At 69.0% G+C, this 24,363-nt stretch carries 28 protein-coding genes; 8 read left to right on the top strand and 20 right to left on the bottom strand.

Annotated elements, in window-relative coordinates; all coding sequences use genetic code 11:
• Positions 1-16: 16 nt before the first annotated feature.
• The 4 genes from AXZ95_RS16265 to AXZ95_RS16280 all read right to left on the bottom strand — a co-directional run bounded on the left by AXZ95_RS16265 (position 17) and on the right by AXZ95_RS16280 (position 4,583).
• Positions 17-1,456: a restriction endonuclease gene (locus tag AXZ95_RS16265; RefSeq protein ID WP_081626613.1), complete on the bottom strand. Its 1,440-nt coding sequence runs from the start codon at positions 1,454-1,456 to the stop codon at positions 17-19.
• Positions 1,457-2,536, bottom strand: a complete 1,080-nt coding sequence (locus AXZ95_RS16270; protein ID WP_081626630.1) for a DNA cytosine methyltransferase — start codon at positions 2,534-2,536, stop codon at positions 1,457-1,459.
• Positions 2,536-3,657, bottom strand: a complete 1,122-nt coding sequence (locus AXZ95_RS16275; RefSeq protein ID WP_196802442.1) for a DNA cytosine methyltransferase — start codon at positions 3,655-3,657, stop codon at positions 2,536-2,538. Before AXZ95_RS16275 ends, AXZ95_RS16270 begins: the two co-directional genes overlap by 1 nt.
• Before the next feature lie 248 nt (positions 3,658-3,905).
• Complete coding sequence (locus AXZ95_RS16280) at positions 3,906-4,583, bottom strand: response regulator transcription factor (RefSeq protein ID WP_026307256.1); 678 nt, start codon at positions 4,581-4,583, stop codon at positions 3,906-3,908.
• A gap of 90 nt (positions 4,584-4,673) precedes the next feature.
• Here AXZ95_RS16280 and AXZ95_RS19680 point away from each other — a divergent pair, with 90 nt between their 5' ends.
• Positions 4,674-4,838 (top strand): hypothetical protein, encoded by a 165-nt coding sequence (locus AXZ95_RS19680; RefSeq protein WP_018191731.1) that lies wholly within the window; start codon positions 4,674-4,676, stop codon positions 4,836-4,838.
• Positions 4,839-4,930: 92 nt separating this feature from the next.
• On the opposite strand, the gene AXZ95_RS16285 is transcribed toward AXZ95_RS19680, so the two are convergent.
• Genes AXZ95_RS16285 through AXZ95_RS16300 form a run of 4 tightly spaced genes read right to left on the bottom strand, consistent with a single transcriptional unit; the run spans position 4,931 to position 6,852 of the window.
• Complete coding sequence (locus tag AXZ95_RS16285; RefSeq protein ID WP_018191730.1) at positions 4,931-5,137, bottom strand: hypothetical protein; 207 nt, start codon at positions 5,135-5,137, stop codon at positions 4,931-4,933.
• Between the two features lie 60 nt (positions 5,138-5,197).
• Complete coding sequence (arfB, locus tag AXZ95_RS16290; protein WP_018191729.1) at positions 5,198-5,635, bottom strand: alternative ribosome rescue aminoacyl-tRNA hydrolase ArfB; 438 nt, start codon at positions 5,633-5,635, stop codon at positions 5,198-5,200.
• A gap of 23 nt (positions 5,636-5,658) precedes the next feature.
• Positions 5,659-6,216 (bottom strand): dihydrofolate reductase family protein, encoded by a 558-nt coding sequence (locus AXZ95_RS16295; RefSeq protein WP_018191728.1) that lies wholly within the window; start codon positions 6,214-6,216, stop codon positions 5,659-5,661.
• A gap of 33 nt (positions 6,217-6,249) precedes the next feature.
• Complete coding sequence (locus tag AXZ95_RS16300) at positions 6,250-6,852, bottom strand: TetR family transcriptional regulator (protein WP_018191727.1); 603 nt, start codon at positions 6,850-6,852, stop codon at positions 6,250-6,252.
• A gap of 74 nt (positions 6,853-6,926) precedes the next feature.
• On the opposite strand from AXZ95_RS16300, the gene AXZ95_RS16305 reads away from it, so the two are divergent.
• Positions 6,927-7,223, top strand: coding sequence for a hypothetical protein (locus tag AXZ95_RS16305; protein ID WP_018191726.1), 297 nt, complete (start codon positions 6,927-6,929; stop codon positions 7,221-7,223).
• A gap of 106 nt (positions 7,224-7,329) precedes the next feature.
• On the opposite strand, the gene dinB is transcribed toward AXZ95_RS16305, so the two are convergent.
• Positions 7,330-8,526, bottom strand: a complete 1,197-nt coding sequence (dinB, locus tag AXZ95_RS16310) for a DNA polymerase IV (protein WP_018191725.1) — start codon at positions 8,524-8,526, stop codon at positions 7,330-7,332.
• Between the two features lie 130 nt (positions 8,527-8,656).
• Entirely contained in the window at positions 8,657-9,391 is a 735-nt protein-coding gene (locus tag AXZ95_RS16315) for an Ltp family lipoprotein (protein WP_018191724.1), read from the bottom strand.
• A gap of 137 nt (positions 9,392-9,528) precedes the next feature.
• Between AXZ95_RS16315 and AXZ95_RS16320 the strand changes: the two genes are divergently transcribed.
• A complete protein-coding gene (locus AXZ95_RS16320) occupies positions 9,529-9,924 on the top strand; it encodes a CPCC family cysteine-rich protein (protein WP_231374454.1) in 396 nt (131 codons plus the stop codon).
• A 27-nt stretch (positions 9,925-9,951) separates the two neighbouring features.
• Here AXZ95_RS16320 and AXZ95_RS16325 read toward each other — a convergent pair whose 3' ends face one another.
• On the bottom strand, positions 9,952-10,521 hold the full coding sequence (locus AXZ95_RS16325) for a dihydrofolate reductase family protein (protein ID WP_018191722.1): 570 nt from the start codon (positions 10,519-10,521) through the stop codon (positions 9,952-9,954).
• A 26-nt stretch (positions 10,522-10,547) separates the two neighbouring features.
• Complete coding sequence (locus AXZ95_RS16330; protein ID WP_018191721.1) at positions 10,548-11,738, bottom strand: MFS transporter; 1,191 nt, start codon at positions 11,736-11,738, stop codon at positions 10,548-10,550.
• Between the two features lie 47 nt (positions 11,739-11,785).
• Here AXZ95_RS16330 and AXZ95_RS16335 point away from each other — a divergent pair, with 47 nt between their 5' ends.
• Positions 11,786-13,210 (top strand): PLP-dependent aminotransferase family protein, encoded by a 1,425-nt coding sequence (locus AXZ95_RS16335; RefSeq protein WP_018191720.1) that lies wholly within the window; start codon positions 11,786-11,788, stop codon positions 13,208-13,210.
• A 33-nt stretch (positions 13,211-13,243) separates the two neighbouring features.
• Here the strand turns inward: AXZ95_RS16335 and AXZ95_RS16340 are convergent, their stop codons facing one another.
• Together AXZ95_RS16340 and AXZ95_RS19895 are read right to left on the bottom strand one after the other, a co-directional pair.
• Positions 13,244-13,450, bottom strand: coding sequence for a hypothetical protein (locus AXZ95_RS16340; protein ID WP_018191719.1), 207 nt, complete (start codon positions 13,448-13,450; stop codon positions 13,244-13,246).
• Positions 13,451-13,610: 160 nt separating this feature from the next.
• Positions 13,611-16,193 (bottom strand): LuxR C-terminal-related transcriptional regulator, encoded by a 2,583-nt coding sequence (locus AXZ95_RS19895; protein ID WP_269209389.1) that lies wholly within the window; start codon positions 16,191-16,193, stop codon positions 13,611-13,613.
• Between the two features lie 206 nt (positions 16,194-16,399).
• On the opposite strand from AXZ95_RS19895, the gene AXZ95_RS16350 reads away from it, so the two are divergent.
• Positions 16,400-17,863 carry an FAD-dependent monooxygenase gene (locus AXZ95_RS16350; protein WP_243737920.1) on the top strand — a complete coding sequence of 488 codons (1,464 nt, stop codon included), beginning with the start codon at positions 16,400-16,402 and terminating at the stop codon, positions 17,861-17,863.
• A 120-nt stretch (positions 17,864-17,983) separates the two neighbouring features.
• Positions 17,984-18,628: a hypothetical protein gene (locus AXZ95_RS16355; RefSeq protein WP_018191716.1), complete on the top strand. Its 645-nt coding sequence runs from the start codon at positions 17,984-17,986 to the stop codon at positions 18,626-18,628.
• 103 nt (positions 18,629-18,731) lie between these two features.
• Here the strand turns inward: AXZ95_RS16355 and AXZ95_RS16360 are convergent, their stop codons facing one another.
• Positions 18,732-19,364, bottom strand: coding sequence for a methyltransferase domain-containing protein (locus AXZ95_RS16360; RefSeq protein ID WP_026307254.1), 633 nt, complete (start codon positions 19,362-19,364; stop codon positions 18,732-18,734).
• A gap of 194 nt (positions 19,365-19,558) precedes the next feature.
• Positions 19,559-20,647, bottom strand: coding sequence for an epoxide hydrolase family protein (locus AXZ95_RS16365; protein WP_018191714.1), 1,089 nt, complete (start codon positions 20,645-20,647; stop codon positions 19,559-19,561).
• 100 nt (positions 20,648-20,747) lie between these two features.
• Here AXZ95_RS16365 and AXZ95_RS16370 point away from each other — a divergent pair, with 100 nt between their 5' ends.
• Complete coding sequence (locus AXZ95_RS16370; RefSeq protein ID WP_018191713.1) at positions 20,748-21,362, top strand: DUF1992 domain-containing protein; 615 nt, start codon at positions 20,748-20,750, stop codon at positions 21,360-21,362.
• 102 nt (positions 21,363-21,464) lie between these two features.
• Here the strand turns inward: AXZ95_RS16370 and AXZ95_RS16375 are convergent, their stop codons facing one another.
• From AXZ95_RS16375 to AXZ95_RS16385, 3 genes are read right to left on the bottom strand one after another with little or no spacing between them, the layout of a single operon-like run.
• The gene (locus tag AXZ95_RS16375; RefSeq protein ID WP_026307253.1) at positions 21,465-22,181 is read right to left on the bottom strand and encodes a hypothetical protein; all 717 of its coding nucleotides are present in this window, start codon (positions 22,179-22,181) and stop codon (positions 21,465-21,467) included.
• On the bottom strand, positions 22,178-22,720 hold the full coding sequence (locus AXZ95_RS16380) for a DUF6114 domain-containing protein (protein ID WP_018191712.1): 543 nt from the start codon (positions 22,718-22,720) through the stop codon (positions 22,178-22,180). Before AXZ95_RS16380 ends, AXZ95_RS16375 begins: the two co-directional genes overlap by 4 nt.
• The gene (locus tag AXZ95_RS16385; protein WP_018191711.1) at positions 22,711-23,307 is read right to left on the bottom strand and encodes a DUF6230 family protein; all 597 of its coding nucleotides are present in this window, start codon (positions 23,305-23,307) and stop codon (positions 22,711-22,713) included. The genes AXZ95_RS16380 and AXZ95_RS16385 overlap by 10 nt, the downstream gene beginning before the upstream one ends.
• Before the next feature lie 132 nt (positions 23,308-23,439).
• On the opposite strand from AXZ95_RS16385, the gene AXZ95_RS16390 reads away from it, so the two are divergent.
• Positions 23,440-24,027, top strand: coding sequence for a TetR/AcrR family transcriptional regulator (locus AXZ95_RS16390; RefSeq protein ID WP_018191710.1), 588 nt, complete (start codon positions 23,440-23,442; stop codon positions 24,025-24,027).
• Here AXZ95_RS16390 and AXZ95_RS16395 read toward each other — a convergent pair.
• Positions 24,024-24,347 carry a hypothetical protein gene (locus AXZ95_RS16395; RefSeq protein ID WP_018191709.1) on the bottom strand — a complete coding sequence of 108 codons (324 nt, stop codon included), beginning with the start codon at positions 24,345-24,347 and terminating at the stop codon, positions 24,024-24,026. The genes AXZ95_RS16390 and AXZ95_RS16395 overlap by 4 nt on opposite strands.
• Positions 24,348-24,363: the final 16 nt, after the last annotated feature.

The following is a 24,363-nucleotide window of genomic DNA, read 5'->3' on the forward strand; positions in this document are numbered from 1 at the left end:
CCGGCGCAAGACACCCCTACTCGAGGGGCACTTCGTCTAATTGCGAACGTTTCAGTGTCAGCACCTCCACGGCGCGGCTGTGCAACTCTTCGCGAAGCGCGATTGGCCCCTGGTGGGCGTAATTCTCGAGTATCAACTTGTCGAGGAGCACTACCTGGATCGCTGTCGTTTCAGCGGCTTGACGTGCGAAGTCGCGGACCGATTTTGCGAATGCGGCGGTTGTCACGATTACGACAACCTGTGCGCGGAGCAGAGTCGCCATGCCGAGCTCTTTCGCCAAAACGCCGAGGTCGACCGTTGCTATCTGGTTCTTGCATTGAAACAGCCAGCGTGAGAAATGGAGATGCGCGCCCTCGGCTACGAGATCGACCTCCGCCCCACCAGTTGCTACGCCACGAACGCGAAGATCAACCGGCATGAGCCCGCAGTCCGCGGCCAGTTTCAAAGCCAACAGTTCGAGGGCAAGACCCTTTATGTGTTTGTCCGTCGACTCAAGATCTTTGAGTACTTCCGGGAGCGGACGCCCGAGGTGCTCTTGCAACTCAGCGGGCAGAGCACCTAGGGCAAGCCCATCGATCAGGGCGACATCCAGCTTGAGTGTCTTGTCTGTGGGCGCAATCGCACCGCCCTTGGCACCGCGTCCTTTGGTCGCACCGGTCTGCGTAATCCATCCGTTATCGACGAGAGGCTTGTAAATGTCGCGCTTGACCTGACCCCCATTGAAATCGGCGCCACGCTGGCGCAAAAGGTCAAGTAGATCCGGTGAAGCGATCGGCGCCCCGTTCCCGTCCGCTCTAATCCGGAGAATCTCAAGCGTTGTCCGTTGGAGCGGTGTTAGTTTCCGCCAGTCTGTTATTTCAGATGATTTCACCCCCGCAAGGTCAGCAAAGACGTCTTCGTTGATGACCCAGTGATCGTCAATTACGCCCGCGGTTCCCAGCCATTGGCGCAACTTGCCAGAATTGCTGCTGTTCGTCGGCACTGCATACCCGCGGGATAGAAGTTCCTTGTCGACCGCTGCCTTCGTAACCTGTCCGGCGCGCCGGCGGACGGCTCGTGCGGCCTCAAGCAACTCAATACCACGACGCTCGCGCAGGAGGAACGTGGCGAACTTCCTAGCGGCGAATTCAGGATTTGACTTCAGCCCCAGGATTTCCTCGCCGAAGCTGCTTAGCGCTGGCTTGCTCTGATTGTCCGTAAGTAGGCCGAGAGCGCGCATTCCAGAAATGACGTTACCCGCACGTTTGAGTTGTTGTATCAGCCGCTTGTCGGGATCCAAATAATGGAGCGCTGAGTTAGCAAACCAAGTTTCGCGAACCGCTTCAACGATTTTCGCACGATCGCCGGCATTATTCTTGACGATCGCGAGCGCAACGAAAATTTCGTCGAAGCCCCCAAGTTGTTCTGGAGTGAACTCCACGATCGGAGGGAGTTTGGGCGCACTGTTCTCGGCCATTTAGGCAGCAACCTGGTCGCGGGACTGTGCGCGCAAGTGATGCGCGAGTTGTGCTCCGAGCGCATTAGCCAGCATCGGCGGAACGGCATTTCCGACCTGCCTCCACTGCTGATCTACATTGCCTTCAAGGTACCAATCGTCCGGGAAGGTCTGTAGCCGCTTTACCTCCTCAATTCGAAGGATGCGATTACGCCAATGCAGCGGCCCCATATTGTTCGATCGACGAGCTTGAATAGTCCATGAAGGCAAGTCGGGGCTCAGCTTTAGCAGGAACGACCAGTAGCGCTTGCGCCACTCGAACTGCGGGTCAGGGTGGCCACGCTTTGCGGTGAGGAACAGGTAATTATCGCCTGGCGGAATCTGCTTGAGCAATTCGCGGTGCTTCCCTCCGGCGACGTGGCCAGCATCGTTCGCGTTCTCTTCGGTGTCAAGATCGCTGATCACCTCTCCTGCCGTCCTCCATGGCGGAAGGTCAGGACTCGACCGATCCGCGGGATCTCGGTTCGTCGGCTCGGGCCATTCGAACTTGCCGGCGAGAGTGCCGACAATAAAGAAGCGCTGACGAATCTGGGGCACTCCGTAGTCAGCAGCATTGAGCACTCGAGTCGATGTTGTATATCCGAGGGCTCTCGCCGAATCGAGAATGAAGTCGAGGGTCTCGCGGTGGACTTTGAAGTTCATTCCCGCGACGTTCTCGAGTAGAAACGCCCTAGGTCTCAGCCACTTGAGAGTGTCGATATAGCCATTGATTGTAACTTCGCCCACAGGGTCGCTCATCGCCCGTGGCTTATCCGTGCGGTAGAACCGGCTCTTGGAAAAAGGCGGGCAGGGGGGTCCGCCGACCAAAAGGTCAACGTCCTCCAGTGCTTCTTTCCCGACAAGGTCGACCGCAGCCTGCTGGGTGAAGTCGCTGATGCTCCCCTCGAAGAACCCGGACGTCGGGAAGTTCCTAGCGTGGCTGCGCGCGGAAAAGGGGTCGGTGTCCACTCCGGCGACAATTGAGAATCCGGCTTCACGGATGCCCAGGTCAAGGCCGCCGCAGCCCGAGAACAGGCTGAGCGCTTTGAGCTTCGGGGCCATCACGCGGCCGCTCGAAGGGCGTTGACGGACTCTAGGACGGAGCCGACCATCGCGGCCGCCATCACCGAGGGAACAGCATTACCTATTTGGCGAACCTGCTCACGACGTGGACCCGCAAATCTATAGCCGTCCGGGAAACACTGAAGTGCGGCGAGCTCGGCGATCCGGAGCCGACGTCCGCTCCAGTGGAAGGGACCGGTCCAAGGCCCGGGGCTCGCGGGAATGGTCCACGATGGGCGGTTAGGATCAAGTTTGAGCAGGAAATTCCAGTAGCGCGTCTCAGTCTCGAAAGTTGGCGAAGGATGCCCCGCCCAGGCGGTGTGAAACTTGTAGTTCATTCCGGGTGGAATGTCGCGAAGGTGACTAGCCCAGCGGCCCGTGATGGTTTCGTCCGCCTCGGCGAACTCTGGACCCTCAAAGCGGGCTAGCGCATCGCCTGCCGTCACCCAGGGCAGCATGCCCTCGGCAGATGTCTCTGAGTGAGTTAGGGCGGGTGCCACTGGAGCCTCGTTCAGCGACCCCAAGAGGAATACACGCTGTCGTGTTTGAGGTGCGCCATAATTGGTCGCTGTCGCGACGACCGTAGTCGTCTTATATCCGGCCGCTTCGGCGTCTTCGCGAAGTGCGGCGAATATGTGCTTGTTACGAGGGTGCAAAATGCTCGGAACGTTCTCGAATACAAAGCCTGTCGCGTCCGCCTCCCGTACCAAGCGCCAAAACTCGTGCACGAGCGTCCGGCGGCTATCCGGACGTGCAACTATCGGCTCCTGAGGCCTCTCGGCGTTCTCACCACGTGCCCGAGCCCGTCGGTATGCGGCTTCCTGCCCGGGATCGATCCAATAGGCGGCCTTGCTGAAAGGTTGGCACGGTGCGCCACCGACCACCACGAGATCGTCGGTCCTTCCCAGACCGGCGGAGCGCCGTAGTTCAGAGCCGGTCGATTTCGTCACATCGCCGACCTCTGCCTTGCCGCCATGGAGTGTCGGATTCGAATTCATCGTCTCGACTGAATGAATGTCGTTATCGACCGACAGTCGAAGGTCGCCGCCCGCTTGCTGGGCTCCGAGACCTAGACCACCGGCGCCGGAAAAGAGGTCGATTACGGGCATCTGGTTTGGCACATGCAATCCTTTTTCGCGAGTTGATAACGCGCCCACGCTACGACGGGCCACTGACATTGGCGCGCCGGCTCGGCATCGAAATAAGGCTAAGCGTTTTGTGCTGCGGAATAGCTCAGGCGCTCCGGGGCACAATTCCGTGAGGTGCGCTATCGAACGGCCTGATCGCTGTTGACCTGTAGGTGAGCCGACTCACCCACCATCGCTGTGTCCACGCGCGGCTCAATCGCGCGCACTACACCAAATTGCCCTCACTCACGAGCCACCCACCGCTCGATCCTCCGGTGATCCGGCGTGAACCCGTGCTCCACACCCCACAGCACCGCCTGCGTGCGGCTGCTCGCGCCGATCTTGCGGTAGACGCTCCGGATGTGCGACTTGACCGTGTTCGGGCTGAGGTAGGTGAGTTCGGCGACGGCCGCGTTGCTCTTACCTTGCGTGATGAGGGCCAGGATCTCGGACTCGCGGTCGGTGATGCCCTCCTCTTTGCCGGGCCAGTCGAGTTCTTCGGCGCTGCGGGCTCGCGCGGGGGAGTCGCTCACCACGATCTGGCCGGAGTTCACGGCTTCCAGCGCGGCGACCAGCTCTGAGGCTGTGAGGGTCTTCGAGAGGTAGCCGTGGACGCCCTGCGCGCTGGCGCTCTCGATGAGTTCGGGATGGAAGTTCCACGTGTAGACCACGACGTGGCGGGCTCGGGGGTTCCTCACGAGCTCGCCGATCTGCGCGTGGCCGGACTCGGGCTGGGCGAACGCGTCGTACAGGACGACGTCGATCGGCTCATCCAGCGGGGCGTTCGCGTCGATCTCGGCGACGACCAACCGGTCGCGGAAGTCATCCAGCATGTGCGCGAGGCCCAGCAGCACGACGTCGTAGTCGTCCACGAGGGCGATCGTGAACGGCTTGGTTGCTACGTCCGGGGCTGCCGACATGGCCGCACATTACACCCCTAGGGGTGAGGCGCCGCACCCTCGCCGGTGGTTGCGTGGAGCCATCAACCCCCGACCAGAAAGGGTCAACTGATGAATATCCTGCTCATCATCATCGCTGTGATCGCCATCATCCTCCTGCTCACGGGAGGGTTCGTCTCGTCGCTGAACTTCCTGCTCTGGGTCGGGATCGTGCTCCTCGTCATCGCGGCCATCGTCTTCCTCGTCCGGATGCTCACGGGAAGCCGGCGCGTCTGACCCAACCCACCCAGGCGGTGCGGGGGAGGAGCGGTCGTCCGCTTCGTCCCCCGGGCACCGCATCCAGCTCGCCGCCGAAAACGCGGGCGTCGTCAGGTGTCTGAGCGCCGGCGCCGGCGCACCAGCGCGACGATGATCAGCACGACGCCGGCGATGAGCACGATGGGGCCGATGGTGCCCCACAGCGGGGACCCGCTCATGACGGAACCGCCGAGCACGTTCAACCCCTGAAGCGTCCACAGCAGTCCGATGAGGACAAGCACGATGCCGATGACGAGGAACAACCACTTCGTTTTCACGATGCGAGGCTACGTCTCCTGTCGCGATCCGTGGGTGCTCCGCCCGAAATCCCGAGACGCTCAGTCGTGAGGAGGGCGACGCAGCCGCTTGATGTCCGTGCGCCGCTTCTTCGCATCCAGACGCCGTTCCCTGGCGCCGCGACTCGGCCTCGTCGGTCGTCGCGGTGCCGCGGGCGGCCGGAGGGCGTCAGCCACGATGTCGGCCAGCCGAGCGCGCGCGGCCTCCCTGTTGCGCAACTGTGCGCGGTGCTCGGATGCGGCGATCGTCAGCTTCCCGTCGACGAGGCGACCGCCCAGACGCTCGAGGAGCCGCTCGCGCTGCGCGGGGGAGAGAACGGCGGAACCCGCCACATCCCACACGAGTTCCACCCGCGAGTCGGCCGTGTTCACCCCCTGCCCGCCGGGACCGGACGACCGCGAGAACCGCCACGACAGCTCGGACTCGGGGATGGTGAGTCCCGAGTCGACCGTAAGGCCGGGGCGGTGAGGGGCGGGCATGAGTCCATCATCCCGCGCTCCCGCTAGCTGGGCCGGAATCGCAGCGCGGTCACCCCTGACCGGAAGTCCCGGCGATCTACGAGGTCCAGCTGGATGCGCTCGCGCAGACCCGCAAGCAGCGTCGGCCCGTGCCCGGCGATGACGGGATGCACGACGAGCACGTACTCGTCGATCAGCCCCAGATCCGCCAGCGCGAGGGGGAGCGTCACCCCGCCGACGAACAGGCCTTCGCCGGGCTGCTGCTTGAGCTGTTCCACCGATTGCCCCACGTCGCCCTGCAGCAGTTCGGCGTTCCAGTCGACCTCGCCCAGTGTGCTCGACACGACGTGCTTCTTCGCCCCATCGATGGCTTCGGCGAAGGGGAGCTGCGACTCGTCCATCCACTCGGGCCAGGTGCCGGAGGCCGGCCGCCGCCACGCGGACTCCATCATCCCGTAGGTCACCCGCCCGAAGATGAGGGCGTCGGCTCGCTCCATCTCCGCGGTCCAGTAGCGCATCGACTCCTCGTCCGGGGGAAGCCCCGCCTCGTGATGGCAGCAGCCGTCGAGGGTGACGTTGATGGCGTAGCGAAGCGGTCTCATCCCGTTCTCTCCCTTGATGTGCGAGGCGCCTACTTACGGGACGGTACTACCTCGCCGCGTGACCATGGCCTCCGCCGTCGCCACGACGTGGCTGCGGTAGCGGCGCTTGGCCTCCTCATCGGACACGTCGCCGAACACCATCCGGACCAATTGCGGCGCTGCCACGAACCAGTAGCACATGGCGATGATCGAGAAGAAGATGGCCTCCGCGTCGCCATCCGCGTCCCCGTCGCTGTCGAGGGCGGCACGCACGGCGGCCACCCGGGACTGGAAGTAGTCGGACCGCTCAGCGAGGGCAGGCACATCGTCCGCGCCGTAATGCAGCCCCTCCTGCTCGAACAGCCAGGCCACGGACGGATCCGCGGTGAGGAAGTCGAACAGGTCGCCGGCGTACGCGGCGAGGTCGTCGGACTGGATGGCCACCGTCTTGGCCAGCTCGCCGAGCTTGGATTGCAGGGTCGCTTCGAACAGGTCGTCCTTGTTGCCGATGTAGGAGTAGATGGACGCCTTGTTGACCTCGGCGCGGTCGGCGATCCGCTCGATGCGCGCGCCCCCGACGCCATGGCGGGCGAACTCCTCGGCACTCGCCTCCAGGAGCAGTCGGATGCTCTCATCCCGGTCGTACCGTCTGGCCATGGCGCCTCCCGCTTTTCTTTTGCCTGGACATGATCTACCATACAACTAAACGTTTATTTATATTGGAGGTCGCAATGAACGTCGAACTCACGCAACGCACCATCACCGAGGCTCGGCTGGACGCCGCGAAGGTGGCAGAACTCACCAGCCGCCCGCAGGCAGCAGGTCCGCAGGTGGTACTCCAGGCCGAGGGTCTGGGCTCGCCCCGTCAGTGGACCGCGCAGCTCCCCACCGCTGCAGACCGCATCGTCGTCGAGTACGACTCGACCGGCGGACGCTTCGAGCGCGCCTGGGCACTGTCAGCACAGACTGGCAGCACCCGGTACTACACGCTGGAGCACGACACAGACGGCGAGTACATCAGCCGCTGACCGCAGCAACCACGTCAGCCGGACGAGAAGGGGCGCAGCATCCGCTGCGCCCTTTGCTGTGTCTGGGATGTGGACCTCGCGCCCTCCGACGAACCGGGGCGTCGCCCTATTGGTGTTCGGGGAGCAGCGGCGTGGACCAGCCGGGATCGCGACCGAGCTGTGCGGCGCGCGCGACCGAGGTCGCCCCGAAGCGGTCGCGGACGGCGTCGAGCACGGTGTCGAGACGCGCCCCGTCATCCCAGTCGATGGGCAGTTCGGGCTGGAAGGTATCCGATCGGCCAAGGTGCGAGAGCGAGATGCCGATGAGGCTGATTCCCCGCTCGCCGATCTCGGGCTGAACCGCGGCGAGGAGGCCGCGGGCCACGGTCAGCAGCACCGAGGTGCGGTCCGATGGGAAGCCGAGCGTGCGCGATCGCGTGGCTCTGGCGAAGTCGCCGAAGCGCAGCCGCAGCACGATCGTGCGACAGGTGCGATCCCCATCCCGCAGCCGTCGAGCCAGCCGGTCGGTGATCTGGGTCAGGATGAGGTCGAGCTCCCCCGGCGTCCGCGGACGACTGCCCAGTGCGCGCTGTGAGCCGATGGATCCGCGGCGCTTCGTCGCGTTGACCGGGCGGGGGTCGCGCAGCCGGGCCAGGGCGTGCAGGTGCGCGCCGGCCGCCTTGCCGAGCAGCCTCTCGGTGGTGGCTTCTTCGAGTTCGGCGAGCTGACCGACGGTGCGGATACCGAGGCGGTGGAGCTTCTCTGCGGTGACGGCGCCGACGCCCCAGAGACGTTCCACGGGGAGCGGGAGCAGGAACTCCTGCTCCCGGTCGGGTTCCACCAGGATGAGGCCGTCGGGTTTGCTCACGGCGCTTGCGACTTTCGCGAGGAACTTCGTTCGGGCGATCCCGACCGAGATGGCGAGTCCGACCTCCGCGCGAACGCGTTCCCGCAGGCGCGTCGCGATCTGCTCGGGTGTGCCGGCGATGCGTCGGAGCCCACCCACTTCGAGGAAGGCCTCGTCGATCGACAGTCCCTCGACGATGGGGGTCGTATCGCGGAAGATCGCGAACACGTCCTTGCTCGCGGCGGAGTACGCATCCATTCGAGGCGGGACGACGACGGCCTCGGGGCACAGGTCGCGCGCCTGCCGGCCGCCCATCGCGGTGCGCACCCCGCGCGCTTTCGCCTCGTAGCTAGCAGCGAGCACGACGCCACCGCCGACGATGACCGGGCGGCCGCGCAGCTCCGGCGCATCGCGCTGCTCGACGGAGGCGTAGAAGGCGTCGAGGTCGGCATGCAGCACGGTCGCCTCGCCCCGCATCTCGGCCTCCGATCCGTCGAACGTGCGTTCAGGTGAATCGTCGCAGGGACCGCGGACATCGGAGGTGAGACCGCGGTGCGGAGACCGAGGGCGTCAGGGCAGGTCGGCCCACCAAGAGGGAGAGGTTCGTCTACAGGCCGACCTGGCCGGCCGCATACTCCGCCTGCTCGGGGGTGAACTTGTTGCCGTACGGCGAGCTCAATTGGTCGACGAGCGACTGGTGCGAGAACCCCTGGCCTGACGACAAGTACCCCTTCGCGGCGATCACGGCCTGGGCGTTCCAATCGGCGTGAAGCGAGTCCACGGCAGCAGTCGCGTCGGCCGCAGCGAATCCGTTGCCGTACGGCGACGTGAGCTGATCGATCAGGCCTTGGTAGCTGAAGCCCATACCGCTGCTCAGATAGCCCTTTGCGGCGAGGAGCGCTTGCTGCTGAGCGACGCTGAGCACCGGGCCTGCCGGCGTCGGTGCCGCGGACGGGGCGGCGGCCTTCAGGCTCGACGATTTGACGACGGTCAGCTTGATCTTGGTACCGGACTTGACCTTCGACCCTGCTTTCGGTGATTGCTTCGTGACCGTCCAGTTCTTGGACAGGATGACGACGCTGCCGCTCGGAGGGCTATACGTGTAACCGAGCCCGGCCTTCTTCAGTGCTGCCTTGGCGTCGGAAGCGGTCTTGCCGACGACGTTCGGTACGGTCTTCGACTTCGACGAGGTGGTCGCGAGCTGCGCCGAACTTGCCTGTGATTCGACAGCGATAGCGCTGGACGAGGGCCCAGCAAGTGGAGCTGCTACGACGAGAGCCGCAACAAGGGCAGCAGCAGCGATGAACGCGTGACGGATGAGCGGCCGGGCCGAAATGTGCATTGTGATTCCCCCAGTTATCGAGTGCCCTGACTCTAGCCAGCACCGGGTGCCAACCGAACGCCCCAAAGTGAGGGACGCTCACAACCGCTGCTCATGTTCGGGCCACTCCCTCGTGCCGTATGGCTATGCTTGCCCGCATGAAACGACGCCGTGAGCCGGAGCGGAGACACGTCGTGCGCGGTCCCGGCGACGATCCCGCGCTCAGCGACGATGAGATCCTGGCCATGCGAGCGGCGTGGTTCGAGAGGTACGTCTCCTTCGAGAACGTGTGGGCCCCGGCATCCGAGGGACCGTACTCCTGTCCGTGCTGCGGCCACGTCACCCTGAGCAAGCGGGCCGGCTACGAGTCCTGCGATGAGTGCGGCTGGGAGGACGACGGCCAAGACGATCACGACAGCCACATCGTGCGTGGCGGGCCGAACGGTAGTCAGAGCCTGGATGCTGCTCGGGCTCGGTACGTGGAGGAAGGCGGGGTGCCTCTTCCGCATCACCCGCCTTCGCCGCCTGAACGGGACTGGATCATCGAGCCCTGAGGCCGTCGTCGGCGTCTGGGCGACCCGTCACCCCCGCGCCACGTACTCCACCAGCAGCGCCCCCGTGTCCATCGTCCGCGACGACACCAGCTGCAGGTCGGCACCCGGACCGCCGGATGCGAACACCGATCGCCCGCTTCCGGCAAGGCGCGGCATCAGGAGCAGGCGGTAGCGGTCGACGAGCCCCGCCGATACGAGCGACTCGACCAGGGAGAGGCCTCCGACGGCGACGATCTCGCCGTCGATCTCGCGCTTGAGGCGGGCGATGACATCGGGGAGCGGACCCCGGGCGACGGTGGTGTTCCAGCCGGGGGTCTCAAGGGTGTCGGAGACGACGACCTTCGGGAGGCTGTTCATCGTGCGGGCGAAGGCGCGGTAGTCCTCCGGATTGTTCTCGTCGGCGGCCGCGGTGGGCCAGTAGCCGGCGTTGAACTCGTAGGCGACCCGGCCGTAGAGGAGGGTCTGGCCCTCGTGCGCGTTCGCGCCGGACCAGTACTGCTGCATGTCATCCGACCAGTCCGGCGAGATCAGTTCGCCGTCCGCCGTCTCGGTGTAGCCGTCGAGGGTCATGAACATGGCGACGGTGAGTGTTCCCATGGTGGTTTCTCCTTAGTGAGATGCGGTCAGGCGGCGCGGTGCCGGCGGACCAGTGTGAGCGCGAGCGGGAGGGCCAGCGCGAGGATGAGGAAGGCGAGCGGGCTGCCGATCAGGGCGGCCAGCGCGCTGACGGCGACGGCGCCGACGGCCATTCCGCCGTCGTAGCCGGCGTTCCAGAGGGCGCTGACGGTCCCGAACTGGCGTTCGTCGGCGTTGGCGTACATGTCGGCGATCGTCGCGTTCTGGAGAGCGCCGAAGCCGAGGCCGAAGAGGGCTGCGCCGGCGAGCAGAAGCAGGATGTTCGAGGTCGCGGCCAGCGCGGCCATCCCCGCCGCCGAGAGCAGGATGCCGGGGACGAACAGCCGACGGTGGCCGACGCGGTCGCCGAACCGGCCCGCAACCCAGCGGCCGACGGCCGTGGTGGCGGGCTGCACCAGCAGCAGCGCCGGGCCGAAGGCGACGGCACCGCCGGACAGCGCGCCGGGGACGCAGGTGACGACGACACCGGCCACGGCGGCGGAGGCGGCGAAGACGAGCGCCGGGCGGAGGATCGACGGCGAACGCAGGCCGGCGAGGATGCCGGCCGAGGCGGCCTCGGCCGGAGACGCAGGGCGGAGCGACCGTCCGGGCAGGCCGGCGACGGTCGCGAGCGCCAGCAGCGGCGCGGCACCGGCGATCCAGAACACCAGGGCTGGTCCGGCGGCGGCGGTCAAGGTCACGCCGAGCGGCAACCCGATCAGCGACGGGACGGCGCTGACCAGCCCGGCGACGGCCAGCCCCTCGCCGCGACGCTCCGCGGGGACCAGCGCGGCCGTCACGGCACCGCCCGCCACGATGGCGAGGGCGAAGCCGAGACCGCGCAGCACGCCGACCGCGACGAGGGCGGCAACCGAGGAGGAGCCGAGCAACAGGAAGGTCGGAGCCCCGAGCAGGATGAGACCGGCGGCGAGCACCGCGCGAGCGCCCAGCCGCTGCATCAGCCAGGGCGAGACAAGTTCGCCCGCGACAGTCGCCCCGAGCAGCGCCCCGTTCGCCAGGCCGCCCGCGACCGGCGAGGCGGACTCGGCGAGCAGCGGCACGACGGCCAGCGGGAGGAAGAACCCCACCGAGCACGCCACGATCGACACGAAGCGCAGCAGCAGCGGGCGGGTGATCAGCCGCGGCCGGGCGGTGAGGCCGGTGGTCGGGGCGGTGGTGGTGAGTGTCGTCGCGGTCATGGATATGACACTAGGAACCGGGTGGCTCAGCAGTAAGATCCATTGCCATGGCGGTGGAGTGGTCCAATTCGAGTCCCGAACTGCTGATCCAGCTCGACCGGGACTCGGGCGAGCCGCTGCGGTCGCAGCTCCAGACCCAGCTGCGGGATGCCATCCAGACCGGGCGACTGAGCGCGGGGGAGCGGCTGCCGTCGTCGCGCGACTTCGCCCGGAGCCTCGGTGTCGCCCGCGGCACGGTGCAGGACTGCTACGAGCAGCTGCGATCGGAGGGGTACCTCGTCGCCCAGACCGGATCGGCCACCCGGGTCGCCGACCTGCGTGTCGAGCCGGCCGAGGCGACGGCCCCCGGCGCACCGATACCGACGCCCGACCCTCACCCGCCTCGCCGCTGGATCGCCGACTTCGCCTCCGGCGTCCCCGACCTCGGCACCGTCCCGCGCGACGACTGGACGTGGGCCCTGCGCGAGGCCACGCGCACCGCCCCGAACGCCGCCTTCGACTACGGCGACCCCCGAGGGGATGCGGACCTCCGAACCGTCGTCGCCTCCTACCTCCGCCGGGTGCGCGGCATGAGCGCGCATCCACACCAGGTCGTCGTCTGCGCGGGCTTCGCGCAGGGAATCGCGCTGACGTTCCGTGCGCTCGCCGACCGCGGGATGACACGGGTCGCGGTCGAGGACCCCGGGTCGATCGGCACGGTCACCCGGGCGGCGGAGGCGGCGGGCGGGACGGCGGTGCCGGTCGCGGTCGACGATTCGGGGATCGATGTGGATGCGCTGGACGCGAGCGGCGCACGCGTCGTCGTGCTCACACCGGCGCACCAGTGGCCGACCGGCGTCGTGCTCGCCCCGGAGCGCCGCCACGCGCTCATCGCCTGGGCCGAGCGCCGCGACGCCGTGATCGTCGAAGACGACTACGACGCCGAGTTCCGCTACGACCGGGAGCCGGTCGGATCGCTGCAGGGACTCGCGCCCGACCGCGTCGTCACGCTCGGCACGGTCAGCAAGTCGCTCGCGCCGGCCCTGCGGCTCGGCTGGGCCGTCGCACCCGTGCACCTGGTCGAGGCCCTGACCGCGGCGAAGGAGGCGGCCGACCGCGGTGCGCCGACGCTCGACCAGGTTGCGCTCGCCCGGCTCATCGAGTCCGGACGCTACGACCGGCACCTGCGGCGGATGCGCGCACTGTACGGAGCACGGCGGGATGCGCTCGCGGCGGCGCTGCGCGAGGCGGCGCCGCACATCCCGCTCACCGGTCTCGCGGCGGGATTCCACGCGGTGGCGCACCTGCCGAGCGGCGCCGACGAGCAGGCCGTGATCGCGGCGGCCGCGGAGCGGGGAGTCCGGCTGTACGGGATGAGCACCTACCGCTCGACGCGCAGCTCGCATCCACCGCAGCTCGTGTTCGGCTTCGGCAACACGTCGGTCGAGGAGATCCGCGACGGGATCGCGGTGGTCGCCGACCTGCTGAGGTGAGCGCGTTGCGTGTCCGGAGGACGGGCGCCCGACTCACGGCAGGTAGCGCAGCCACTCCTGGCGCGACAGCCGTATCCGGCGTCCGTGGTGGTCGACGATCCACTCGGTCAGCGTGGACGAAATGTAGACCGCGATGATGGTCTCGGCCGTCCACTCTTCACGTCCGCGCGTCCACCGGATCAGATGGAACTCGGCCCCCCGGCGGGGCGTCAGCCCGATGGGCAGATCGATGTAGGTCACGTCCGCTCCTTCCCCGAACCCATGCCGGCCGGAGGGCCCGAACCTCCGACCGGCACGAGAGTCGCATCACTACACCGAGGACGCTAAGGCGCGGGGGAGCCGGCGGCGTCACCCGAACGGGGTGACCTTACGCAGGGGCGGCGGGCGACGCGTGCAGGCGTCAGCGCTCGTCGACCAGGTCCAGCGGCTCCAGCAGGCCGAGCTCCGCCGCACGGTCGACGGCGGCCGCGCGCGACTGCACGTCGAGCTTGCGGTAGATGCGCGCGATGTGGGTCTTCACGGTGTTCAGCGACACGTAACCCCGGGCCGCGATCTCGGCGTTGGACAGGCGTGTCGGCAGGTAGGCGAGGATGGCCAGCTCGCGACGGGTGAGCGGGTCCGGCAACGCGTCGGGCCGGGTGCTCACGACCAGCCCCGCGAGGCGCACGACCTCGCGGCGGAAGGCGTCGGGTGCGCCGGGCAGCGCCTCGATCAGGCCGGCGACGGGTCGGCCGGCGCGCACGAAGACGTCGATCAGGCCCTCCGGCTCGGCGACGGCCAGCGCGCGGGCCAGGTGCAGCTCCGAGCCCGGGCGGTCGCCCGCGGCGGCGAGGAACCATCCCCGTGCGACGTCCCGCTCGACGCGCTCGATGATCGACGCGGACGGTCCGGCGGGCGGCAGCTCGTCGAGGCGGCGCCCGGCACCCGACACGTCGCCGCGCGTCAGCCGTCCGACGATCTCCTCGAAGGCGACCGGCGACCACACAGCCGGAGAGTCGTGCGCCGGCTCCGGCTGTCCGGCGAGCCGGGCATGACGGAGGCGCAGCGCATCCAACTCCACCTGCACGATCGGCGGCGCCTCGGTGACGGGATCGGCGACCTCGGGCTCCGCGTCGGGCGGCAGCCCCAGCCGCTCGGCCAGCACGGCCAGCCACAGCAACTGCAGCCGGGCGTTCCAGGAAGCGCGCAGCACACCCTCCCGCAGCGACAGAGCCCCGGAACCCGGCCGTCCGCGCCGGACGGCGACGAGCGCGAGCGCGATGTGCGCATCCCCGGTCGCCGGATGGTCGAGCAGTGCGGACTCCTCGGCCAGGCGCAGGGCCTCGTCGGCCCGGGCGGCGGCGCGCATGAGTCGCCCACTGAAGGCGTCGGCCACGGCCAGGCTTCCGAGCGCGTGGATGCGGTACGGCGTGTACTGCCCGCCCGCCGAGTTCAGCATCCGTTCGATCCACTCCTGCGACTCGTCCAGGTTGCCGAGGAACAGCTGCGCGCGCCCGGCTGCCACCAGCGAGACCGCGAGCAGGAGGTCACGACGGTTCAGCTGCAGCAGGTCCGGCAGGGTCAGATCGGGGTCGGCGAGGAGGAGCGCAACGGCGCTCGCCGCCTCCTCATAGGCGGTCTCCGCCGGCGGGTTGAACTGCACGGTGACGCCCAGCCACGCCAGCGCGACGGCCCGGCGACCGGGGTCGACGTCCGACCGCGCGGCGACACTGCGGAGGAACTCGGCGGCCTCCCGGGCGCGTCCCGTCATCCCGTACGTGATCGCGTAGACGATCTCCGCATCCACCGACGTCCGCCGGATGTCGTCCGGGACCGTCCCGAGCCACCGAGCGACTGTCGCGACGTAACCGCGCTCGAACACCTCCCGGCCGGAGGTGACGATCAGCTCCATCGCGTCGTCCCAGGCCTGGGCGCGCAGCAGAGCCTCCACGGCCGTCGCGGTGTCCCCGCGGCCGCGCGACCAGTCGGCGACGCGCACCAGCAGCGTCCGCTCGAGGCCGGGATGTTCGGCTCGCAGGCGCATCCGCATCAGTTTCCGGAACAGCGCGTGGAAGGCGAACCAGCCGGGCTTCTCGGGAAGAGCGGAAAGGAACATCGACTCCCGCTCCAGCCTGCCGAGCAGGTCGACGCCGAGATCCGCCTCCGTCAGGATGGGCACCAGATCGGGGTGCAGCTCGTCGGCCACGGACAGCCGCAAGAGGGCCTCGCGGCGCTCGGGCGATTGCGCGTCGAGCACCTCCTCGCCCAGATAGTCGACGATCAACCGGTCGGACTCCGCGAGGCTCGCCACCAGATCCTCGCCCGGCCGTGACCGCAGGGTGAGACCCGCGAGCTGGACGCCCGCGGCCCAGCCGTCGGTGTGCTGGCGGACGGTCGCGGCGGTGCGGAGGTCGACCGCGGAGCCGGTGAGCCGCCCGAGCAGGTCCTCCGTCTCGTCGTCGGCGAAAGTCAGCTGGTGCTGCCGGATCTCGACCAGCGCGTGCTGCAGACGGTGGTGGGTCAGCCGCATCCCGGCGTCCGAGCGGGAGGCGAGCACGAGGTGGGCGTTCGGCGGGAGGCGGTCGGCCAGGTTCGACAGGTCGTCCACCAGTTCGGGCAGGAGCACGTGGACGTCGTCGATGACGATCACGATCTCGACACCGGACTCCGCGAGCGCGCCGACCAGCGCCTCGAGATAGCTCTCGCCGAGGCCGCCGGTCGCCTCCGCCGCGGGTTGCACTTCGACGACGGCGGGATGCGCGGCGGCGAGGCCGGCGGCCAGACGGCGCGCGAAATGCGTGACATCGCGGTCGGCCCGCGTCGCATGGAACCACGCGACCGCGAGATCGGGGCGCGAGGCCGTCCACTGGGACAGCAGCACGGTCTTCCCGGACCCGGCCGGGGCGATGATGACCGTCAATGGGCCGCGGACGCCGACATCCAGCAACTCGAACAGCGCGGGGCGGTCGACCGCGTGCACGGGGGCGAGGCGATGGTCTGGCATCGAGGCGGCTCCGGTCGGCGCGCGTCGGGTCTGCGCCTGCCGAAATCATCCCACAGGGGTGACGACCTCAGGATGCTCGGGTGGAAAGATGACGCCCCCTCCCGCATTTCCAGGATACCGGTCGGGCGGGGGCTTGTGGCAAGGCCCATCCCATCCACCAGAATGGCTGGTCGCGCGTGAAATCGTGGCGCGCGGCGGAAGCGAGGATGGGGAGACGCGTGGGTTCTGACGTGTTCGACGTGGTCATCAGCGGGGGCGGGCCGACGGGCATGATGCTGGCGAGCGAGCTGCGCCTGCACGGCGTGGAGGTGCTGGTGCTGGAGCGCGACGTGGAGCCGACGACCGCGGTCCGGTCGCTCGGCCTGCACCCGCGCAGCATCGAGATCATGGACGCGCGCGGGCTGCTCGACCGCTTCCTCGCGGCCGGCACGACCTACCCCGGCGGCGGGCGGTTCGCCGGCATCCCGAGCCCGCGGCCGGTGCACCTCGACACGGCGCACGACTACATCCTCGGGATGCCGCAGCCCGTCACCGACCGGATCATCGCCGAGCGCGCGGCTGAGCTGGGCGCGCAGATCCGCCGCGGCGAGGAGGTCGTCGGCTTCTCGCAGACCGCTGACGGGGTGGATGTCGAGCTCGCGTCGGGCGAGCGGGTGCGCGGACGCTGGCTGGTCGGCTGCGACGGAGGACGCAGCCTGGTGCGGCGGACGCTCGGGATCGGCTTCCCCGGCGAGGCGGCGACCACCGAGTGGATCCTCGGCGAGGTCCAGGCGACCGCGTCTGCGGAGGAGATCGCCGCCGTCTCCGAAGAGGTGCGGAAGACGCACCGCGGCTTCGGGATCGGGCCCAACGGCGAGGGACTCTACCGAGCGGTCGTTCCGGCCGCATCCGTGTCGGAGGACCGGTCGGTGCCGCCGACGCTCGACGAGTTCCGGACGCAGCTCCGGGCGTTTGCGGGAACCGATTTCGGCATCCACTCGCCGCGCTCGATCACGCGGTTCACCGACGCGACGCGGCTCGCCGAGCGGTACCGCGTCGGGCGGGTGCTGATCGCGGGCGACGCTGCGCACATCCACCCGCCGCTCGGAGGGCAGGGACTGAACCTCGGCATCCAGGACGCCTTCAACCTCGGCTGGAAGCTCGCCGCCGAGATCGGGGGATGGGCGCCGGACGGGCTGCTCGACACCTACTCCGGCGAGCGGCACCCGGCGGCGGAGGACGTGCTCACGATCACGCGGGCGCAGAGCGAGCTGATCTCGCCGGAGCCCGGGCCGCAGGCGGTGCGGCGGCTGCTGACCGAGCTGATGGATGTGGACGGGGTGGGGGAGTTCTTCGGCGCGAAGGTCGCCGGGATCGCGGTGCGGTACGACGTAGGGGAGGTGGACGCGGTCTCGGACGCGGGCGGGCCGCTCGGGCGGCGGCTGCGTGATGTCCGGCTGTCGCGGGGGCGGCTGTACGAGCACCTCCACGACGGACGCGGGCTGCTGCTCGACCAGACGGGAACGCTCGGCGTCGCGGGATGGGCGGGCCGGGTCGATCTCGTGTCTGACGTCAGTGACGAGCTGGATGCGCCGGCGGTGCTGCTGCGGCCCGACGGGCACGTGGTCTGGATCGGGAGTTCGCAGGAGGAGCTGGAGGTGCGGCTGGCGCGCTGGTTCGGGGTTGCGTGAGTCGTGCCCGCCCGTGATCGTGCGCCTCGAAATGGGGTGCGGGCGGCGCGAGACTCGCGGGCTGCGGGTGTGGGAGGCTGTCCTCCGCGCCTCGGTGGGAGGCCGGGATGGGGGACACGCGTGACCGACGCGACAGACGACCGAACTCAGCCGCGATACGGGGAGCTCGTGCCCGGGGAGCCGGCGCAGGAGCCGACGCAGGAGCAGGCGGCAGCGGCGCCCGCGGAGGCATCTGCCGCGACGCCGGCGGCGGATGCCGACGCGCCTTCCGCGGCCGCGTACCCGTCGGCGGAATCGCTCGCGCCCGGCGGACCGCTCACCCAGCAGGAGCGGGTCGGCCGGGGCCTCGCGCTCGCGCTCGTCATCATCCCGGCCGGGGTGATCGCGTGGACCATCCTGTGGAACATCGGCTTCATCGCCTCCATCGTCTCGTGGGGTGTCGCGGCGGGAGCGGTGTGGCTGTATCGCGCCGGATCGAAGGCGCGCGTCACGCGTGGCGCCTTCTGGGGGCTCGTCGCGATTGTGGTCGTGACCGTGGTGCTCAGCCTGCTCGCCGGGATCTTCTCCGATCTCGTCAGCGCGGTCGGCATCCCGCTGACCCAGGCGCTGACCGACCCGGACTTCTGGGGACTGTTCGCGGACAACATCTTCAACAACGGCGAGCTGTGGCAGGCGTACCTGCCGCAGGTGGTCTTGGCCCTGGCGTTCGCGTTCCTCGGCTGCTTCTGGACCATGCGGCGTCTCGCCCGCGAGTCCCGCGCCTGACCCCTCGCGCCGCTCCACCCCCACCGTCGAGTCCGCAAACTTTGCACGCGACGCGCGGTGAGGGCGTCAAATTTGTGCGGACTCGACGGTGGGGGATGCGGCGTCAGGAGGTCGGGAGGGTCAGTTCGGCGAGGAGGAGCTCGTCGGCGCCGTCCGTCCAGGTGGTGGTGCGGGCGACGCGGAAGCCGGCAGCCTCCACGGTGTCGGCGAGGTGCTCGACGGAGTCGAACGGGGCGTGGTCGATGAACGCCTGCGGTGGGGCGGAGCGGTGCTTCGACGGATCGAAGGTGAGGAACGTCGCCGTGACGGCATGCCCGCCGGGGCGGAGGACCCGCGCCCACTCGGCGATCGCGGCGACGGGATGCGGGAACAGCTGGAGTCCGGTGACGCACGTCACGAGGTCGAACGTGCCGTCGCCGAGCGGCAGGCGGGTCGCATCCGCCTCGAAGAGTTCGGCGTCCGGGAGGTGGCGGCGGGCCTCGGTGATCATGCGCGGGGAGAGGTCCACACCAGTGGCGCTTCCCGTGAAGCCGCGGTCGCGGAGGGCGCGGAGCACCAGACCGGTGCCGGTCGCGACGTCGAGCACAGCATCCACCCCGGTCAGGTCGGCGAAGCCGGCGACGGCGGCGGCGAGGTTGTGGTGCATGGCGCTTTCGTCGTACGTGGGCGCGCGGTCGTCGAAGCGTTCGCGCACGGCCCGGAGGTGTTCGTCAGCGGTCACTGCATCATCGGTCACGGCGGCCAGCGTACCGAGGTCCGGAGCGACGAGGGAGGGCCGGGAAAGAATTAGCGGCGGCCGGCTCACCCGAAAAAGCCGACCGCCGCGCACCGGGAACGCAGTACAGCTGCCCGCCCCCTGCGGTTCAGCCTGCCATCCGTTGCTTAGTGCACACAGTAAAGGGCTTTCCTGGGTTGTCAACCGGTCTGCGGCTATGAATTCCGGATGTTCATCTCCAGTTCACGCACCGCGCGCGCGACGGCCTCGGGTGCCTCCCACGCGGTGAAGTGGCCACCGCGCTCCAGGCGCTCGAACGAGCGGATGTCGGTGTAGCTCTTCTCGGCGAGCGACCGCGGGTAGGCGGCTTCGTGCCGTTGGATGACGATCGCGGCCGGAACCTCGATCAACGGGTGCAGGTCGTCGTCGTCCGGCGACTCACGGTAGGGACGGAAGCTCGTGCCGATGGAGCGGGTGACCCAGTACAGGGCGACGTTGGTGAGCACGTCATCCACCTCGAAGTGATCCAGCCCGTCGCCGTCGCTCCACGCGGCCACCTTCTCGGCGATCCAGGCGAGCAGACCGCTGGGGGAGTCGAGGAGCGCGGCGGCGAGCGTGTCGGGACGCGTGCCTTGAAGGTGCGCGTAGCCGGACTCCTCGGGTCGGGCGACCGACCGCAGGAATTCGGTCTCCTCCTCCGTCAGTTCGACGCCCGGCCGGGAACGCCCAGAGAAAGAGGCATGCGTGGCGACGATTCCGGCGACCGACTCGGGATGCGTCCCCGCCAGCCAGTCGCTCACGCCCGCACCGACATCCTCTCCGTAGGTCAGATAGCGGTCGTATCCCAGCTCGGAGGTCATCAGCGTGTTCCACCGGCGAGCCACGCCCTGGGCGGAGAAGGGGTCGGGCAGCGCCGCCGAGTACCCGTACCCGGGCAGTGAGGGCACGACGACGTCGCGGTCTTCGGAGAGGAGGTCGGCGAGGTAGAGCATGGAGGCGAACGAGTACGGCCAACCGTGGGTGAGCACGATCGGGAGGCCGGACGCGCGGCGGGCCGGGAGGCGCACGACGTGGACGTCGGAGCCCTCGATCTGCACCATCCGCTGCTCGTATCCGTTGACCCGCCGTTCGAAGGCGCGCCAGTCGTACCCCGTTCGCCACCGGTCGACCAGCGCCGCCAGCACGCGCGGCGGGATGCCGTTCGACCACTCCGGGCCCGGCGTCGGCTCGGGCAGGATGGTTGTCTCCAGCCGGCGCCGGAGGTCGTCGAGCACGGTCTGCGGCACCTCGATGCGGAACTCCATGGGCCGAACGTAGCCGCTGCCACCGACAGCGCCACCGACACCGGCGACGGGGCGGTCGCAACCCCCGGCGGAGCGTCGGCGCCCGGCGTAATGTGGATGCATGGCCCGCAACCGCGACGACATCCGTCGCGCGCCTCGGGAGTCCGACCCGCTCGTCGAGGCCGCGCGTTACCGCCTGCGACGAGACGCGGAGGCGCGCGGAGAGCCGGTGGAGGAAGCCAACCCCGGCCAGCCCACGATGGAGCAGCGCGCGCAGATCGTGGAGACGTCCATCCAGCAGGCGATCCGCCGCGGCGACTTCGACAACCTGCCCGGCGCGGGCAAGCCGCTGCCCGGGCTCACCGGGACGCACGACCCGGATTGGTGGATCCGCCGCAAGATCGAGCGCGAGCAGCTGACCGGACTCGGACCGCCGGCGCTGCTGCTGCGCACCGAGGATGCGGAGCTCGACGCCAAACTCGACCGGCTCGCGTCGGAGAGCGCCGTGCGGGAGCACCTCGAGAGCTTCAACCGGCGCGTGATCGAGGCTCGCAGGCAGCTGCAGGGCGGCCCGCCCGTGATCACGCGCACCCGCGACGTCGAGGAGGAGGTCGCCCGGTGGCGGCAGCGACGCGACGAGCGCATCCGCGAGGCCGATGCCAGGCGGCGGGCCGAGCAGGAGGCGTACGCGGCGCTCAGCTGGCGCGAGCGGCGACGGCTGCGGCGCGGGCGCTGAGCACCGCATCCACTCCGATCCATGCAGTTGACGCAACACGCCGTCGACGCCGACACTCCGACGGCGTGTTGCGTCAACAGGATGGGGTGAGCGACGGGGCCGCTACTCCGTCAGGTGCTGGTGCGGGTTGGTGAAGTGGATGCTGTCCGCCGTCACCCCGACGAGCCCGAGTGTGACACGCAGCAGCTGGGGAGGCAGGCCGTCCGCCGGGGGAGGCGTGGCCGCGCCGAGGGTCAGGGTCTTGCCGTCGGGGCCGGTAGCGGTCACCGAGTCGAGGTAGACCTGCACGTTGCCGCGCAACGCCATCTGGTCGGCGGTGGTCGCGAGCTTGGGGCCGGTCTCCTTGCGGACGGTCAGGCTGAAGCCGTCGATGGTGATGCTGTCGGCCGAGATCTTGAGCACCGGGATGCGGCTGCCGTCGGCGAGCGGGACCGTGACGACGCTGATGCCCTTGAGGCCGGAGAACGACAGCGAGCTGCTGCCGAGCTGCGCGGGCGGCTGGGTGAAGACCGGAGCGCTCGCGTCCGGGCCGGCGGGGGCGGCGGGGGCCGCCGGAGCCGTCGGCGTCGGGGTGGGGGAGCCGGGCGCGGTCGGCGCGCCCGGAGCGCCCGGGATCGGCAGCGTGGGGACGCCCGGGATGCCGGTGCCGGTCGGCGTGGGCGTCGGGGTCGGCGTCGGCGAACTGCACGGCATGATGATCGGGATGCACAGCGCGGCGGGAGCCGCTGTCGGCACACGTGCGGCGCCGAGGCCCGCGAGGGCGGCGGCGATGCACGCGACCAGGGCACCCGCGACGATGCCGGAGCGGCCCCGCCTCATGCGTTCGTGCCTTCGGTGGATGATGCGGCGGGCGAAGCGGTCGGCGATACGGTCGGCGATTCAGCGGGCGAAGCGGCGGCACGCGCGTCGTCGTCCCCCTCGGCGCCCGCCGCATCCACCTCGGCCTTCTTCGGCATCCACGCCACCGTCAGGATGCCGCCGATGCTGCTCAGCAGCATCCCGATGAAGAACCCGCCGAGGTTGACGCCGACCAGCGAGTAGACGGCGACCGCCAGCGCGATGACGCCGTAGAAGATGCGGTGCGCGGGCATCGCGATCACCAGGATGCCCAGCAGCACCAGCAGGATCGGGATGATCGTCGCCTGCAGTCCCTCGATGCCGAGCTGCACGTGGATCTTGCCGATGTCGAGCTGCCCCGAGAAGAACATCTCGACGCCGCCGATCGCGGTCAGCAGGCCGCCGACGAAGGGGCGGCGGCGGCGCCACGCGCGGAAGCGCGCGCGGGCGCTCGGCGCGGTCGTCTCCTCGCCGGCCGCGATCGGGCCGTTCGCGTGCGCGCGGGCCACGATCAGAAGCATCCCTTCGAGCCGTCGGTCAGCTCGACGTGCATGCCGCTGAGGGTGAAAACGGAGGCCTGGGTGCTCCACGCGGTCTGCTGGAGGTTCGTGATCGTGACCGTGTCCGCATCCTGCGCGAAGTCGCCTGCAGAGCCCTTTGCCGTGGTGTTCACGGTGGACGCGTCGACGCCGATGCGGATGTTGTGGAACTCGGAGTCGCCCTTGAGGTCGGTCATGCCGATCTGCAGGTCGGAGGCCGAGGCCGGGTTCCCGCCGCCGCCGGCGGTGATCAGCATCCCGACCTTGCCGAGCGGGGTGTCGGTGACGACGGCCTGGCAGAGGTCGGAGAGCGTGGCGGACTTGATGTTCGCGATGGCGACCTGGTGCTCCTTGCCCGCGGTGTCGGGCGCGACGCCGGCGTACTGCGAGAAGCCGGTGCCGTCGAGCTTGGTTGCGCTGATCTGGAACTGGCTGCCGGAGACGGCGAAGGAGACGGGGACGGCGCCCTGAGCGACACCGGTCATCAGCACGGTGGAGACGACGGCGACGGGGACGGCGGCGAGCACGATCCGTCCGGCATGCGACCCGGCGAGCTTTCGGAACTTCATCGATCCTCCTGTTCGGGGGACTTGACAGCGTCGGCGCAGTCAGGTCCAGATGCGAGCTTAGACGTTATTGACAGGCTGTCAATAGGTGATCCGACACCTCAGCGTTCGGGAGGCGGCCGATAGTCTCGAAGCATGGACACCGACCGGCGCACACGGCTCACGCCGGACGAGCGTCGCGGGCAGCTCGTCGCGCTCGGGGTGGCGTTCCTCGCCGACAACCCGCTGGACCAGCTCTCCATCGAGGAGCTGTCGGCGCGCGCGGGCGTCTCGCGCGGGCTGCTGTTCCACTACTTCGGGTCGAAGCAGGGGCTCCATCGGGAGGTCGTGCGGACGGCCCGCGACAGCATGCTGCACGCCACGGAACCGGTCGCCGGCCTCGCGCCGCTGGACCGCCTCCACGACACGCTGGAGCGCATCGTCGCCTTCGTGCGCGAGCACAGCGGGACGTTCTACTCGCTGGTGCGCGGCGTCGCCTCCGGAGATACAGAGGTGCGCCAGGTCGTCGAGGAGGCACGCGGGGAGCAGGCGGATCGCGTGATCGCGGTGTTCCTCGAACTGGGCGTGCCGGACACCGTGCTGCTGCGCATCGCGCTGCGATCGTGGATCGCGTTCGCCGAGGAGGCGCTCGTCGAGAGCGCGATCGGTACCGACCTGCCGTCGGAGAAGATCGTCGGCTTCCTCGAGCGGAGTGCCCGCGGAGTGGTGGATGCGCTGGGCTAGATGCCCTCTTCCTCGACGTCCTCTTCGGTCAGCACGCCGTCATCCTCCGGCTCGTCGCCGTGCTCGTCGTAGACCGGCTCGGCTTCGCGGGCCTGACCGCCGGTGGGGCCGTCGTTGCCGTCGCCCGGTCCCGGCCAGATCGTCTCGCCGGCGACCGCGTCGTTCGTGACGAGCTCGTCGGCGAAGTCGGCCTCGGCCTCGGGGTCGTTGAGCGCGTAGTCGACATCGCCGTCGGCCGGATCGGCCCAGCCGGGCGTCTCGCCCGCATCCGTCTCGCCGACCTCGACGCCCTCGACGCCGTCTTCCGGAATCCGATCCATCGCCTCGTCCCTTCCG

Origin of the sequence: Leifsonia sp. 115AMFTsu3.1, assembly GCF_004362795.1 — a bacterium.
Taxonomy (GTDB): Bacteria; Actinomycetota; Actinomycetes; order Actinomycetales; family Microbacteriaceae; genus Leifsonia.